Source organism: Phaeobacter sp. JH20_02 (assembly GCF_048056915.1).
Lineage (GTDB): Bacteria > Pseudomonadota > Alphaproteobacteria > Rhodobacterales > Rhodobacteraceae > Phaeobacter > Phaeobacter bryozoorum.
The window spans coordinates 510,462-524,028 of sequence record NZ_JAYMVP010000022.1 but is presented as its reverse complement, the minus strand read 5'-3'; the positions used below and the strand labels follow the sequence as shown (position 1 = coordinate 524,028).

The window sequence follows — 13,567 nt, the reverse complement described above, 5'->3', positions numbered from 1 at the left end:
GAACAATCAGCTGATCATGGTCAGCAGTTTATCCAGGCTGGCCTTGGCATCGCCATAGAACATGCGGGTATTCTCCTTGAAGAACAGCGGGTTCTCGATGCCCGAGTAGCCCGTACCCTGCCCGCGCTTAGAGACGAACACCTGTTTCGCCTTCCAGCATTCCAGCACCGGCATACCGGCGATGGGCGAGTTCGGGTCTTCCTGTGCCGCCGGGTTCACAATGTCGTTGGAGCCAATGACGATCGCCACATCCGTGTCCGGGAAGTCCTCGTTGATCTCATCCATTTCCAGCACGATGTCATAGGGCACTTTCGCCTCGGCAAGGAGCACGTTCATATGGCCGGGCAAACGACCGGCAACCGGATGGATCGCAAAGCGGACGTTCTTGCCCTTGGCACGCAGACGGCGGGTCAGCTCAGCCACATTCTGCTGGGCCTGCGCCACTGCCATGCCGTAGCCGGGGATGATGACGACACTGTCGGCCTCATCCAGGGCTGCGGCCACGCCATCGGCATCAATCGCGATCTGCTCACCGTCGATTTCCATCGCCGGGCCGGCAGTGCCGCCAAAGCCACCAAGGATCACGGACACAAACGACCGGTTCATCGCCTTGCACATGATGTAGCTGAGGATCGCACCGGAGGAGCCCACAAGCGCGCCAACCACGATCAACAGATCGTTGCCGAGCGAAAAGCCAATCGCCGCCGCGGCCCAGCCGGAGTAGCTGTTCAGCATAGAGACAACCACGGGCATATCCGCGCCGCCGATGCCCATGATCAGGTGGTAGCCGATGAACAGCGCTGCCAGGGTCATCAGGAACAGCGGGAAGAAACCGCCAGTGTTAAAATACCAGATCAGACAGATCAGCGAGAGACCCGCAGCACCGGCGTTCAGCATATGGCCGCCGGGCAGCTTGGTCGCCGCCGAGGACACTTTGCCTGCCAGCTTGCCATAGGCAATCACCGACCCGGTGAAGGTCACGGCACCGATGAAGACACCGAGGAAGAGTTCCACCCGCAGGATCGCGATCTCGACACCGTCTTTCTTGGCCAGAAGCGCACCAAAGCCTTCGAGCGCCTTTTTCGCAGTGTCATCCATCGCCAGAACGCGGCCAAGCTCGATATGGGCGATAAAGCCCACGAACACCGCAGCCAGACCCACCAGCGAGTGCATCGCCGCCACCAGCTGCGGCATTTCGGTCATCTGCACGCGTTTGGCGACGTAGTAGCCGATGATACCGCCTGCGGCGATCAGGACGATCGACAACAGCCAAAGACCTGCACCGGGACCAATCAGGGTTGCCAGAACCGCCAGCGCCATACCCGCAATGCCGTACCAGACCGCGCGTTTCGCACTTTCCTGACCGCTCAGGCCGCCCAGCGACAAGATGAAGAGAACAGCCGCAACCACATAGGCGGCAGTTGTAAAGCCAAAGTCCATACTCCCGGCCTCCTTAAGATTTCTGGAACATGGCAAGCATGCGCCGCGTGACGAGGAACCCGCCGAAGATATTGATCCCGGCCATGAACACCGACAGCGCCGCAAGGAAGATCACCAGGAACGACCCGGATCCGATCTGCATCAACGCGCCAAGGATGATGATCGAGGAAATCGCATTGGTGACAGCCATCAGCGGCGTATGCAGCGAATGGGCAACGCCCCAGATCACCTGGAAGCCCACGAAACAGGCCAGTGCAAACACGATGAAATGCTGCATGAAGCTCGCGGGGGCAAACAGCCCCACAAACAGCACCAAGGCACCGCCGACAGCCAGCAGGGTGACCTGGTTCTTGGTCTGCAGCTTGAAGGCTTCGACCTCCTGCGCCCGCTTCTCTTCGGGCGTCAGTTCCTTCACCTCTTTCTTCGGCTGGGCCGCGATGGCCTGCACCTTGGGCGGTGGCGGCGGGAAGGTGATTTCCTTCTCAAAGGTCACCGTGGCGCCGCGGATTACGTCGTCTTCCATGTTGTGATTGATCTGACCGTCCTTCTCGGGCGTCAGGTCAGTCATCATATGGCGGATGTTGGTGGCATAAAGCGTCGACGCCTGCGCGGCCATCCGGCTCGGGAAATCGGTATAGCCGATGATGGTCACGCCATTCTCGGTTACCACTTTTTCGTCCATCACCGTGCCTTCGACGTTGCCGCCCTTTTCGGCTGCAAGGTCAACGATCACCGAACCCGGCTTCATCGCGGCGACCATATCCTCAAGCCACAGCTTGGGAGCCTCACGGTTGGGGATCAGCGCGGTGGTGATGACGATATCGACATCGGGAGCCAGTTCGCGGAACTTCGCGAGCTGCGCTTCACGGAACTCCGGGCTGGAGACCGCAGCATAGCCGCCGGTTGCCGCGCCATCCTGCTGGTCTTCCTCGAAATCCAGATAGACGAATTCGGCCCCCATGCTTTCGACCTGCTCCGCCACTTCGGGGCGCACGTCAAAGGCGTAGGTCACCGCACCCAGGCTGGTAGAGGCGCCAATCGCCGCAAGGCCTGCAACCCCTGCACCAACCACCAGAACCTTGGCCGGAGGAACCTTGCCCGCAGCTGTGATCTGACCGGTGAAGAACCGGCCAAAGTTATTCCCGGCCTCAATGACGGCGCGGTAACCTGCGATATTGGCCATCGACGACAGCGCGTCCATTTTCTGGGCACGGCTGATACGTGGCACCATTTCCATGGCGATCACATTGGCGCCCTTGGATTTGGCGAGTTCCAGACCTTCGCTATTGCCGCCGGGATTGAAGAAGGAGATCAGCGTCTTGCCCGCTGTCATCCGCTTCAGCTCCGCTTCGGTGGGCTGACGCACCTTGGCAACGATATCGCAGGCTTTCCACAATGCGGCCGGTGTCTTGATGATCTCGACGCCGACAGCCTCGTAGGTGGCGTCAGAAAAACCTGCCGCTGCCCCGGCACCGCTTTCAATCGCGCAGTCGTAACCCAGCTTTTGCAGTTGAACCGCGGAGTCCGGGGTCATCGCAACCCGCGCCTCGCCGTCAAACACTTCTTTTGGTGTGCCTATTTTCACCTTGTCGGTCCCCCTCTTTGTGTCCGCATCAGACTGACTGAGCACGGATCGCAAATATTTTGACTACATTGCGCAATATTTTTGCGCAACAGTTTCGCTGCGTCGCCGCAACACTTTGCTGCGGTGCCGCAAATCCGTCACAGCCATCGTCCTGTGTCTTTTTCGTAGCGCCCCCACTGCGCCCTGAACTGCCGCCGCAACCGGTTTTCCTCGGGCAGGATGAAACGGCGTTCCAACACCCAGACAAAGACCGGCAGCAGTATCAGCGACAGCACCGCGTCAAACCGCAGAATCAGTCCGAGCAGCAGCAGGCAATCACCTAGGTAGATCGGATTGCGGCTGCGTTTGAAAATACCCGATTGAACCAGCTGGCTTGGCCGCCCGTGTGGATGCAGCGTCGTCCTATGACGCCGCATTTCCATCACCGCGAGCAGCATCAGAATGACTCCCGCTCCGATCAAGAGGCCGCTGACCAGCCCGACGACGGCGCCGATCACGCCATGCGACAATTCGAGCCCCATAGGTATGAAACGTGCCTGACACCAGGCCAGCACTGCAAACCCCAGCAACCACACAGGAGGCACGTCAATCCATTTCATTGCAGACGGCACTCCGGGTGATCCTTGTCGGTCTTGATGCGCATCAGCGGCAGTTTTCCCTCATGTGGCCAGAACGTCCAGCCTTCGGAGATGACTTCCGAAGGATAAGGACAGATTGCCCAAAATGGTCGTGAAACGGCGAATCCGTTCCGTTTGCGGCATGATCCTGCATATATTGTTGCGAATGACCACGTATACTTTTGCATGCCTGCCGCAACTGATCGGGATGCTGAGTTCTGCTACCGCTCACAGTTCTTGTCGCAAGGATGACGATGGGCACAGATCACCGGGCGGGCGCGCTATTCCCACTCCATCTCCTCATAGACACGCCCGGCATTCTTGGTCGCCAGTTCCTCAAAAGTATCGAGCTGCTGCCAGCGGGCCTGATCCACGTAATAGGCCGAGGCCAGATCGCCGCCCTCCTCGATATGGGAGCCAATCTTGCTGCGCAGATCGAGCAGATACTCCAGAGTGTAGCGCCGGACCTGATCCAGGTTGGTCGGATGACCATGGCCGGGGATCACATAGGTCGGCGCCAGCGGTTCCAGCTTGTCCTGCCAGGTCTCGATCCAACAGCTGGTGCAGGTATGTTCAAAAATCGGCAACATCCGCTCGTGAAAGGCAATATCGCCTGCGATCAGCATCCCCCACTGCGGAATCCAGACCTGCGTGTCACCCGGATCATGGGCCGGACCAAGATGCAGGACCTGAAAGTCGACCCCGCCAAGCGACAGATCGTAACGATCTTCAAAACTCAGGTTCGCAGGCTCCACCCGCGTGTCCCCGGCCTTGTCCTTATTGTAGCCTTGCATCCCCTGAAGGATAAAATGACCGTTCTGCGTCACCTCGGCCGTGGCATCTACATGCGCCAGAACGTCAACGCCCCGATCGCGCCAATAGCCGTTGCCCAACATCGCATGGCCCTGCCCGTTTTCATTGATCACCAGAACCACCGGCTGATCGGTCACCGCCTTGATCTCGGCATGGAGCGCGGCAGCCAGCGCATCAGACGCCCCCGCATTGATCACCACAACACCCGCCTCGGTCACAACGAAGCTCAGGTTATTGTTATGGCCGGCATTTTCATAGGTTGGCGGCGCGGTGGCTCCAATGGCCGAAAACACATGCGGGATCACCTCCACCGGCTTTGAGTAAAGCTCGGACTGCGGGTATTGATCCGCGATATCTTCGCTGGCCAGCCCGCATAGAGGCAACATCAGCGCGGTTGCCACGCCACAGACAAGAGCTTTCATGGGATCCTCCGTCAGCCTTGGTGGCGGTTCGTCGCCACATGCCGTGACATTCACACATAGGAATATTTCTGTAAACCATTTCTCCGAGACCCGTCGCCGCAAGCGTTGTGCCCGTGCCGGTTGATAAAGTGACGGAACGGAGATCTTGCCAGCCTCCCTGCGGCGGTTAGGCTCATATCAAGATCCGGGTTGCATGTGGGGATCACCCGCATGGCCCCAACAGTTACGAACAACAGCGGAGCAACACCATGACACTCAAGGGAAAACACGCATTGATCACCGGCGGTGGCACCGGCATTGGTCTGGCGATGGCCAAGGCGCTGGCCGCCGAGGGGGCTGCGGTGACGATCACCGGCCGTCGGCAGGAGGTGCTGGAGGAGGTCGCAACCGATGGGCTGCATCCGCTCGCCATGGATGTGCGCGACGAACAGGACGTGATCGCAAAAATTGACGCCGCCACCGCAGCTCGCGGTCCGGTGCAGATCTGCGTCCCCAATGCAGGCATCGCCGAGGGCAAGGCCCTGCACAAGATGTCGATGGACTTCTGGCGCAACATGATGGCAACCAACCTCGACGGCGCTTTTCTGACGATCCGCGAATGTATGAAATCCATGCGCCAGACCGACTGGGGCCGTGTCGTCACCGTATCCTCCATCGCAGGCCTGCGCGGGCTGCAGGGCGCGCCCTGCTATTCGGCCAGCAAACACGGGCTGATCGGCCTGACCCGATCGCTGAGCGAGGATTATCTGGGCACGCCCTATACCTTCAACGCGCTCTGCCCCGGCTATGTAGATACGCCGATCATCGACCGCAACGTCACCTCGATCTCTCAGCGCGCCGGAATGAGCGAAGAACAGGCGCTGAAGATCATGGTCTCTGCGAACCGGCACAAGCGGCTGATCCAACCGGATGAGGTTGCCGCCGCGCTGCTGTGGCTCTGTGGTCCCGGCTCTCAGTCTATCAACGGGCAAACCATCGAAATCGCAGGTGGGCAGACCTGATGACCCGCGACGAGTTCAACGCCTTCTGCGCCAGCTTCCCCGCTACATCGCATGTCATCCAATGGGGCGATGCCGATGTGTGGAAGGCAGGAGGCAAGGTCTTTGCCATCTGCGGCTGGGCCGAGGGCAAGGACGCCTTTACCTTCAAGACGGGCGAGATCGCCTTTGAGGTTTTGCAGGAGCGACCGGGCGTCCGCCCGGCGCCCTATCTGGCCTCGCGCGGGATGAAGTGGCTGCAACATTTCAAAGATCCCGGCCTGACCGATGCCGAGCTGAAAGAGCAGATCAGCCTGTCGTACAGTCTGGTGACCGCCGGTCTGTCGAAACGAAAACGAACTGAACTGGGCATTCCGGAACCGCAGCAGGATCCCACCAGCCGCTAATCTCTGGACAGGACAGATCCGATGCGGTAGCACTCGAGAAGCTTTAAGCCTAAAATAAACCGCGCCGTCCGTCAGGCCGCCCATGATCACGAGGTTCAGATGACCGATTTCGCCGCAACCAAGGCTATGTTTTCCCTGCCCGAAGGGATGATCTACCTCGATGGCAATTCTCTGGGTCCGATGCCGCGTGCAACCGCCGAACGGGTGCGCAGCACGATCGAGGACGAATGGGGCGAGATGCTGATCACCGGCTGGAACAGGGCCGGGTGGATGCAGAAACCAACTTCCATCGGCGACCGGATTGCCCGGCTGATCGGCGCAGAACCCGGCCATGTGGTGATGGGTGACACCCTGTCGATCAAGGTCTATCAGGCCGTCGCCTCGGCACTGGAGCTGAACCCATCGCGCAAGGTGGTCCTGTCCGACAGCGGCAACTTCCCTTCCGATCTCTATATGGTCGAAGGTCTGGTGAAATCGCTTGGCCCGGACTATTCGCTTCGCGTGGTCGCACCGGAGGAGGTCAGCGCCCATATCACCGACGACATTGCCGTGCTGATGCTGACCGAAGTCGATTACCGCAGCGGTCGCAAGCACGATATGAAGGCGCTGACCGAACAGGCCCACGCTGCCGGTGTCGTGACGGTCTGGGATCTGGCCCATTCCGCAGGTGCGCTGCCGGTCGATCTGGCAGGCTGCAAGGCCGATTTCGCCGTAGGATGTACCTATAAATACCTCAATAGCGGCCCCGGTGGTCCAGCGTTCATCTATGTGGCGCCGCGCCATGCCGACACGGTCCGCCCGGCGCTCTCCGGCTGGCTGGGTCACGCCGCGCCGTTTGAATTCGACCTGAATTACAAACCCGGCAGCGGGATCGAACGGATGCGCGTCGGCACGCCGCCGGTGTTACAGCTGGCCGCACTCGAGGCCTCGATGGATATCTGGGACATGGCCGATATGGCCGATGTGCGCGCCAGATCCATCGAACTTTGCGATCTGTTCATTGCCGAGGTGGAATCCCGCTGCCCCGATCTCACTCTTGCCTCGCCGCGCGACGGCAACGCCCGTGGCAGCCAGGTGTCCTTCCGCTTCCATGAAGGTTATGCCGCCATGCAGGCGCTCATCGCCCGTGGCGTGGTGGGAGACTTCCGCGCGCCGGATATCATGCGCTTCGGCTTCACCCCGCTCTACATTGACGAAGGTGACGTCAGGGCCGCTGTTGATATCATCGAGGACGTGATGACCAACGCGCTCTGGGATCGCCCGGAATACAAAACCCGCAACGCAGTCACCTGATGGCGAGCCTGCCCGCATATCGCCTGCCACTGTGCCGGCCAGCGGGCTGGATCGCCCTGTGGCGACGACTGGCCCAATGCGGTACGCTCAACGCAAGAAAGGCCCCCGTTCCCGCAATCTGATACACTACCGGAACACCAAGGAGCCTTTCCATGTCCACCCCCTATGATCCCGCCAAGGAAGGCGCGCAGATGTCGTTTGACGGGCGCATGTCCTATGGCGACTACCTGTCGCTCGACACGCTGCTGACCGCGCAGAAGACCTGGACCAACACCCATGACGAGATGCTGTTCATCATCCAGCATCAGACCTCAGAGCTTTGGATGCGCCTCGCCATTCACGAGCTGACCGCCGCGCGCGCGCGCCTGCTGGCGGAAAAACCGCATGAGGCGTTCAAGATGCTGGCCCGCGTTGCCCGGATCTTCGAACAGCTGAACTCTGCCTGGGATGTGCTGCGCACCATGACACCCTCGGATTATTCTGCCTTTCGCGATGAACTGGGGCAGAGTTCCGGCTTTCAGTCGCATCAGTATCGCCAGATCGAATTCATGCTCGGCAACCGCAACAAGGCGATGCTGCTCCCGCACGCCCACCGCCCCGACATTCTGGCGCTTCTGGAAGAAGAACTGCGCCAGCCCTCGCTCTATGACGTTGCCCTGCGCGCCCTGTCCAAGCGGTTTGAGCTGCCCGAAGAGGTGCTGAACCGTGACCTCTCCGAAACCTATAGCCCCAATCCGGCGGTTGAGGCGGCCTGGACCGAGGTCTACCGCAATACCGAAGCGCATTGGGATCTCTACGAGCTGGCCGAGAAACTGGTGGATTTTGAGGATTATTTCCGCCGCTGGCGTTTCAACCATGTCACCACGGTGGAACGGGTCATCGGCTTCAAACGCGGCACCGGCGGCACCGGTGGCGTCAGCTATCTGAAACGGATGCTGGAGGTGGAGCTGTTCCCCGAGCTCTGGCACCTGCGCACCACGCTCTGACGCCAGATGGGATCGGCGGCAGGCCAGCCCTGCCCGCCCCCCCAAGGCTGCCCCATTTGGACCTGCCCTCAGTCAACCTGCTCCAGTCAGCGCGGCGACAGCGCAGCCGCAAACAACAGCGCTAGTTGGCGAACGCCCGAGCGGTAGGCGGCATAATCTGCCGAGGTATGTTTGACGCCCTTCATGGCACTGCAAAAGCTGCGCGCCACATCCTGCGGCGTGCCGGCCAACCGCACCAGTCCCGCAGCCGCCATATCCTTTAGCCAATCCGCATAAACCCCGCGCATCAGGCATTCGCCGGCCTCAATGTGATCGCCGGCGGCGTTCATGCTGGCTTCCAGCGTTTCCATCCCGTGGGGCGTGCTCAGCATGGCCTCTATAGCCGGGCCGCCCTGCGCGTCGAATGCGTTCAGAACCTTCGACTGAAGATCCCCGTCTGCGGTCAGCGCTGCGTGAACCGCTCGCGCTGTCTCGGCGTAATAGGCATCAATCAGCGCCTTCAGGATGGCTTCCTTGTTCTTGAAATGCAGATAGACCGCAGGGCGAGACATCCCCGCCCGCTTGGCAATGTCATCCATTGAAGTCTTGCGAAACCCATAGGTCGCAAAGGCTTCCCAGGCGGATTCCAGAATGTTGCGCTGTTTGGGGTCGATCTGCTGCATGTCCATAGCGCAGTTCTGACATTCGATACCAAATTTGTCAATTGACACACTGACACATATACATCATTTTGTCACAAAGTCACGCAGCCAGCACAGAAAGGACACCCAATGTCCACCAGCCTTCGCATAAACGGGAAATCCCATCAGATTGACCTGCCTGACGACGTGCCGCTTCTTTGGGTGCTGCGCGATGAAGTCGGCCTGACCGGGACCAAATTCGGCTGTGGCGTCGCGGCCTGTGGCGCCTGCACCGTGCATATTGACGGCGAGGCGGTGCGCTCCTGCCAAGTGGCGCTGTCCGATGTCTGGGGTGAGGTCACCACCATCGAGGGGATCGGCACACCCGACGCCATGGCCGCCGTGCAAAAAGCCTGGGTCGCCAATCAGGTCGCGCAGTGTGGCTACTGCCAGTCCGGCCAGATCATGCAGGCCGCGAGCCTGCTGGCGGAAAACCCCGCCCCCTCGGATGCCGATATCGACGAGGCGATGCAGGGCAACCTCTGCCGTTGTGGCACCTACCCCCGAATCCGCGCCGCCATCCATGACGCCGCCAAAATGATGAAGGAGGTCTGAGCCATGGCCAGCATTCGCAGAATCGCCCGCCGCAGCTTTCTCATCGGCTCTGCTGCCATCGTAGGTGGCGTCGCCTTTGGCACCTATAAGTACCACCAGCCCGCTCCCAACCCGCTCGACCAGAAGGATGGTCGCGCGGTGCTCAACCCCTTTGTGTTTGTGGATCAATCCGGCGTCACTCTGATTGCGCCCCGGGCGGAGATGGGACAGGGCGTCAAATCCGCCTGGGCCAGTCTGATCGCCGAAGAGCTGGACGTCGATCCGGCCAAGGTCACGGTCCTGCACGGCCCCGCCGCCAAGGCCTATTACAACAGCGCCATGATGTCAGAGGCGCTGCCCGGACGGGGCTATGACAGCTCGCCTCTGCAGCATTCACTGGGCGAAATCGTCGGTCACATGGCCAAGTTCCTTGATCTTCAGGTCACCGGCGGCTCCTCTTCCATGCGCGACGGCTTTGAGCGGATGCGCCATGCGGGCGCCAGCGCCCGCGAGACCCTGAAACAGGCCGCTGCGGAGCAGCTGGCAGTCGGACGCGATCAGCTCGCCACCGAAGATGGTCATGTCATCGCGCCGGATGGCACCCGCCTGCCCTATGGCAGCCTTGCCGTTGCAGCCGCCGCCCTTGACCCTGTCGAGGCGGATCTGCGCCCGGCGTCGAGCTGGCGCCTGATCGGCAAGGATGTGCCCCGCATCGACATGGTTGCCAAATCCACCGGCACCGCAGATTTCGGCGTCGACGTCCGCCTGCCGGGCATGAAATTCGCCGCCATCAAACAAAGCCCGCATTTCGGCGTGGGCAAGACCGCCTTTGACGCCAGCGCAGCCGAAGGCATGGCCGGTGTGGAAAAGGTACTGGATCTTGGCGATGCTGTCGCGGTGGTTGCCAGCAACACCTGGCTCGCGCAGCAGGCCGTGGATGCCATTGACGTAACGTGGGAGGCAGCCCCCTACCCCGAGACAACCGACGCGATTTTTGACGAGATCGCCCGCAGTTTTGACACTGCCCCCAACTCGACCCTGCGCGATGACGGCGATGTGGACGAGCTGCCGGACGGGGCAACCGTGATCGAAGCGGAATATCGCCTGCCCTATCTGGCCCATGCCACGATGGAGCCGATGAACGCGACCGCGCTTTACACCGGGGATGCGCTGCAAATCTGGGCGCCCAATCAGGGGCCAACCGTGGTGCAGAAAAACGCCGCAGCGCTTGCCGGGCTCGATGCCGAGGCGGTTGAGGTCAATACAACCTACCTCGGCGGCGGATTTGGGCGGCGGATTGAAACCGATTATACCGACCGCGCCGTTCAGATCGCATTGCAGATGCCCGACACCCCGGTGCAGCTGACATGGAGCCGCGAGGAAGACATGACCCATGACTTCTACCGCCCAGGCGCCATCGCCCGCTACCGCGCCGCGGTAAAGGACGGCAAGGCGGTGATGGTCCACGGCAAAATCGCCGCGCAATCGACCACCGTCGAAGGCGCTGGCCGGATGCTCGGCCTGCCAATGTCCGGCCCGGACAAGGGGCATGTGGATACCGCTTTCAACCAGCCGCTCGCCATCCCCAATTTCCGCGTCGAAGGCTATCTGGCCAAACCGATGATTCCCGTCGGCTTCTGGCGCTCGGTGGGGGCCTCCTTCAACGGCTTCTTCTCCGATTGTATCATCGACGAAATGGCCCATGCCGCCGGGCGCGATCCGCTGGAATTCCGGCTGGAGCTGGCCCGCGCCGAGTGGGAGCCTGCTGCCAAGGTGCTGGAAACCGTGCGCGACATGTCCGGCTGGACCGGCAAGACAGCCGATGGCATCGGCCGGGGTGTGGCGCTTGCCTATAGTTTCGGCACGCCGGTCGCGCAGGTCATCGAGGTCGCCGACCAGGACGGGCAGATTCGCATGACCAAAGCCTGGATCGCCGCAGATCTGGGCCGTGTCATCGACCCGCAGAACACTCGCGCGCAGATGTTTGGCGGCATGGTCTACGGTCTGTCTGCGGCCTGCTTTGGCGAGATCACCTTTGACGGTGGCGCGGTCCAGCAGCAGAATTTCCCCGACTATGACGCCCTGCGCATACACACGATGCCCGAGGTGCAGGTCGCGCTGCTGGAAAACCAGCCCCGCATGGGCGGCGCCGGGGAACCCGGCACGCCCCCGGCGGCCCCGGCGCTGGCCAATGCGATCTTCGATCTGACCGGCAAACGCGTCCGTCAGCTGCCGCTGATACATGAGTTTGATCTGCTGGTCTGAAAGACCAACGGCACCGCCCTAAAGGCGGTGCCGATTGAGGTGTCTACGGGTAGTCAAAGACCGGATGCCTCAGGCCGATGTCGTGTCTCAGGCCGATTTCCGTTGGGTTGGTCTGCCCGCACCCTCGGCCCAGGCGCGCACCGCGTCACCAAAGGCGGTGAACAAAGGCCGCGACACCGGGTCATTCGCGGCGTCCCACTCTGGATGCCATTGCACCGCAAGGGTAAAACCGGGAGCGTCTTTCACATAGATCGCCTCGGGCGTGCTATCAGGGGCGGTTCCGTCGATCACGATCCGCTTGCCCGGCACCTTGATCCCCTGCCCATGCAGCGAATTGGTCATCACCTCCGCCGCACCGAACAGACGATGGAAAACGCCGCCTTCACTCAGCTCAACGATGTGGCGCATGGCGAATTTCTCTTCCAGTGTCCCGTCGGGGGGCATCCGGTGGTTCATCCGTCCCGGCAGATCGCGGATTTCCGGGTAAAGCGTGCCACCCATGGCCACATTCACCTCCTGAAAGCCACGACAGATGCCAAGAAATGGCTGCCCCCGCTCGACGCAGGCGCGCACCAGCGGCAGGGTGATGGCATCACGCGCCCGGTCAAAGGCGCCATGGGCATCCGTCTCGGCCTCACCGTATTCATGCGGGTGCACATTCGGCCGCCCGCCGGTCAATAGAAAGCCATCAAAGCTCTCCAGCAGCTCCTCCACCGTCAGAAACCGGGGATCCGACGGAATCAGCAGCGGCATACAGCCTGCAACCTCGGCCACCGCCTCGGAGTTCATCGTCCCCCCGGCATGGGCGGGGTATTCATCATTGATGAGATAGGAATTGCCAATAATGCCGACTTTGGGGCGTGTCATTCTGTCCTCAGCGGTTTGGGCGCCGGCCCTTCTGTCCATCCTCGGACAGCATCTCCGGGTCACCGCAATCCTACAGCCCTGCCGCGGCGGGTTGCAATTCCCCTATGGGGCGCAACCTGCCGCTTTGCCGTAAAAAGCTGTATCTCCGCCGCAGCTTTCGGCAGATCGCGATCATCTGCCAGCTCGTCAGCGGGCGCCTCGGCTCACGCTTCCCCGGTCAGCCCGGTGGCGCGGATCCCGGCCATCGCCGCCTCGGCGTCATTGTCGGAGGTATCGCCGGTGACCCCCACAGCCCCGATCACCGCACCTGCATCACTGCGCAGCAATACGCCACCGGGGACCGGTACGACCTGCCCGCCGTAGACACCGTTCACGGCCGCCATGAAATAGGCCTGCTGTTCAGCGCGCGCCATCTGCGCAGTGCCAGCCATGCCCAGCATCACCGCGCCATAGGCCTTGCCATGGGCGATGGCAAAGCGGCCGGGCGCGGCGCCGTCCTCGCGTTCAAAGGCAAGCACATGTCCGCCCGCGTCCAAGACGACGACAGAGAGCGGTTTCAGCGCCATCTCCCGCCCCTTGGCGCGGGTATGTTCGATGATGCTGCGGGCCTGATCCAGAGTGAGGGTCATGTCTATTGTCCTTGATGTGCACATAAAAAGGGGCCGGGCAGACCGCCCGACC

At 61.4% G+C, this 13,567-nt stretch carries 13 protein-coding genes; 6 read left to right on the top strand and 7 right to left on the bottom strand.

The features are described from left to right. Positions 1–6: 6 nt before the first annotated feature. The 4 genes from VWY34_RS09250 to VWY34_RS09235 all read right to left on the bottom strand — a co-directional run bounded on the left by VWY34_RS09250 (position 7) and on the right by VWY34_RS09235 (position 4,877). Positions 7–1,440 carry an NAD(P)(+) transhydrogenase (Re/Si-specific) subunit beta gene (locus VWY34_RS09250; protein WP_416545396.1) on the bottom strand — a complete coding sequence of 478 codons (1,434 nt, stop codon included), beginning with the start codon at positions 1,438–1,440 and terminating at the stop codon, positions 7–9. 13 nt (positions 1,441–1,453) lie between these two features. After that, positions 1,454–3,025, bottom strand: coding sequence for a Re/Si-specific NAD(P)(+) transhydrogenase subunit alpha (locus VWY34_RS09245; RefSeq protein WP_416545394.1), 1,572 nt, complete (start codon positions 3,023–3,025; stop codon positions 1,454–1,456). 137 nt (positions 3,026–3,162) lie between these two features. Further along, positions 3,163–3,624 carry a methyltransferase family protein gene (locus VWY34_RS09240; RefSeq protein ID WP_416545392.1) on the bottom strand — a complete coding sequence of 154 codons (462 nt, stop codon included), beginning with the start codon at positions 3,622–3,624 and terminating at the stop codon, positions 3,163–3,165. A gap of 299 nt (positions 3,625–3,923) precedes the next feature. Continuing rightward, positions 3,924–4,877 carry an MBL fold metallo-hydrolase gene (locus tag VWY34_RS09235; RefSeq protein ID WP_416545390.1) on the bottom strand — a complete coding sequence of 318 codons (954 nt, stop codon included), beginning with the start codon at positions 4,875–4,877 and terminating at the stop codon, positions 3,924–3,926. A gap of 248 nt (positions 4,878–5,125) precedes the next feature. Between VWY34_RS09235 and VWY34_RS09230 the strand changes: the two genes are divergently transcribed. From VWY34_RS09230 to kynA, 4 genes are all read left to right on the top strand, one after another. Then, entirely contained in the window at positions 5,126–5,878 is a 753-nt protein-coding gene (locus VWY34_RS09230; protein ID WP_416545388.1) for an SDR family NAD(P)-dependent oxidoreductase, read from the top strand. After that, complete coding sequence (locus tag VWY34_RS09225; RefSeq protein ID WP_416545386.1) at positions 5,878–6,261, top strand: MmcQ/YjbR family DNA-binding protein; 384 nt, start codon at positions 5,878–5,880, stop codon at positions 6,259–6,261. The genes VWY34_RS09230 and VWY34_RS09225 overlap by 1 nt, the downstream gene beginning before the upstream one ends. Before the next feature lie 99 nt (positions 6,262–6,360). After that, positions 6,361–7,554 carry a kynureninase gene (kynU, locus tag VWY34_RS09220; protein WP_416545384.1) on the top strand — a complete coding sequence of 398 codons (1,194 nt, stop codon included), beginning with the start codon at positions 6,361–6,363 and terminating at the stop codon, positions 7,552–7,554. 152 nt (positions 7,555–7,706) lie between these two features. Continuing rightward, positions 7,707–8,540: a tryptophan 2,3-dioxygenase gene (kynA, locus tag VWY34_RS09215; protein ID WP_416545382.1), complete on the top strand. Its 834-nt coding sequence runs from the start codon at positions 7,707–7,709 to the stop codon at positions 8,538–8,540. An 86-nt stretch (positions 8,541–8,626) separates the two neighbouring features. Here the strand turns inward: kynA and VWY34_RS09210 are convergent, their stop codons facing one another. Further along, entirely contained in the window at positions 8,627–9,208 is a 582-nt protein-coding gene (locus VWY34_RS09210; RefSeq protein WP_416545380.1) for a TetR/AcrR family transcriptional regulator, read from the bottom strand. Positions 9,209–9,310: 102 nt separating this feature from the next. Between VWY34_RS09210 and VWY34_RS09205 the strand changes: the two genes are divergently transcribed. Together VWY34_RS09205 and VWY34_RS09200 are read left to right on the top strand one after the other, a co-directional pair. Then, positions 9,311–9,775, top strand: coding sequence for a (2Fe-2S)-binding protein (locus VWY34_RS09205; RefSeq protein ID WP_416536778.1), 465 nt, complete (start codon positions 9,311–9,313; stop codon positions 9,773–9,775). A gap of 3 nt (positions 9,776–9,778) precedes the next feature. Next, on the top strand, positions 9,779–12,019 hold the full coding sequence (locus VWY34_RS09200; protein ID WP_416545378.1) for a molybdopterin cofactor-binding domain-containing protein: 2,241 nt from the start codon (positions 9,779–9,781) through the stop codon (positions 12,017–12,019). 87 nt (positions 12,020–12,106) lie between these two features. Here the strand turns inward: VWY34_RS09200 and VWY34_RS09195 are convergent, their stop codons facing one another. Both VWY34_RS09195 and VWY34_RS09190 read right to left on the bottom strand, forming a co-directional pair. Further along, positions 12,107–12,886 (bottom strand): gamma-glutamyl-gamma-aminobutyrate hydrolase family protein, encoded by a 780-nt coding sequence (locus tag VWY34_RS09195; protein ID WP_340545072.1) that lies wholly within the window; start codon positions 12,884–12,886, stop codon positions 12,107–12,109. A 203-nt stretch (positions 12,887–13,089) separates the two neighbouring features. Next, positions 13,090–13,515, bottom strand: coding sequence for a GlcG/HbpS family heme-binding protein (locus VWY34_RS09190; protein ID WP_340545071.1), 426 nt, complete (start codon positions 13,513–13,515; stop codon positions 13,090–13,092). Between the last annotated feature and the right edge of the window lie 52 nt (positions 13,516–13,567).

Coding starts and splice junctions, on each gene's coding strand:
- VWY34_RS09225 (WP_416545386.1), top strand. CDS start 5,878: ATGACCCGCGACGAGTTCAACGCCTTCTGCGCCAGCTTCCCCGCTACA.
- VWY34_RS09190 (WP_340545071.1), bottom strand. CDS start 13,515: ATGACCCTCACTCTGGATCAGGCCCGCAGCATCATCGAACATACCCGC.
- VWY34_RS09200 (WP_416545378.1), top strand. CDS start 9,779: ATGGCCAGCATTCGCAGAATCGCCCGCCGCAGCTTTCTCATCGGCTCT.
- VWY34_RS09250 (WP_416545396.1), bottom strand. CDS start 1,440: ATGGACTTTGGCTTTACAACTGCCGCCTATGTGGTTGCGGCTGTTCTC.
- VWY34_RS09235 (WP_416545390.1), bottom strand. CDS start 4,877: ATGAAAGCTCTTGTCTGTGGCGTGGCAACCGCGCTGATGTTGCCTCTA.
- kynU (WP_416545384.1), top strand. CDS start 6,361: ATGACCGATTTCGCCGCAACCAAGGCTATGTTTTCCCTGCCCGAAGGG.
- VWY34_RS09240 (WP_416545392.1), bottom strand. CDS start 3,624: ATGAAATGGATTGACGTGCCTCCTGTGTGGTTGCTGGGGTTTGCAGTG.
- VWY34_RS09210 (WP_416545380.1), bottom strand. CDS start 9,208: ATGGACATGCAGCAGATCGACCCCAAACAGCGCAACATTCTGGAATCC.
- VWY34_RS09230 (WP_416545388.1), top strand. CDS start 5,126: ATGACACTCAAGGGAAAACACGCATTGATCACCGGCGGTGGCACCGGC.
- VWY34_RS09205 (WP_416536778.1), top strand. CDS start 9,311: ATGTCCACCAGCCTTCGCATAAACGGGAAATCCCATCAGATTGACCTG.
- kynA (WP_416545382.1), top strand. CDS start 7,707: ATGTCCACCCCCTATGATCCCGCCAAGGAAGGCGCGCAGATGTCGTTT.
- VWY34_RS09195 (WP_340545072.1), bottom strand. CDS start 12,886: ATGACACGCCCCAAAGTCGGCATTATTGGCAATTCCTATCTCATCAAT.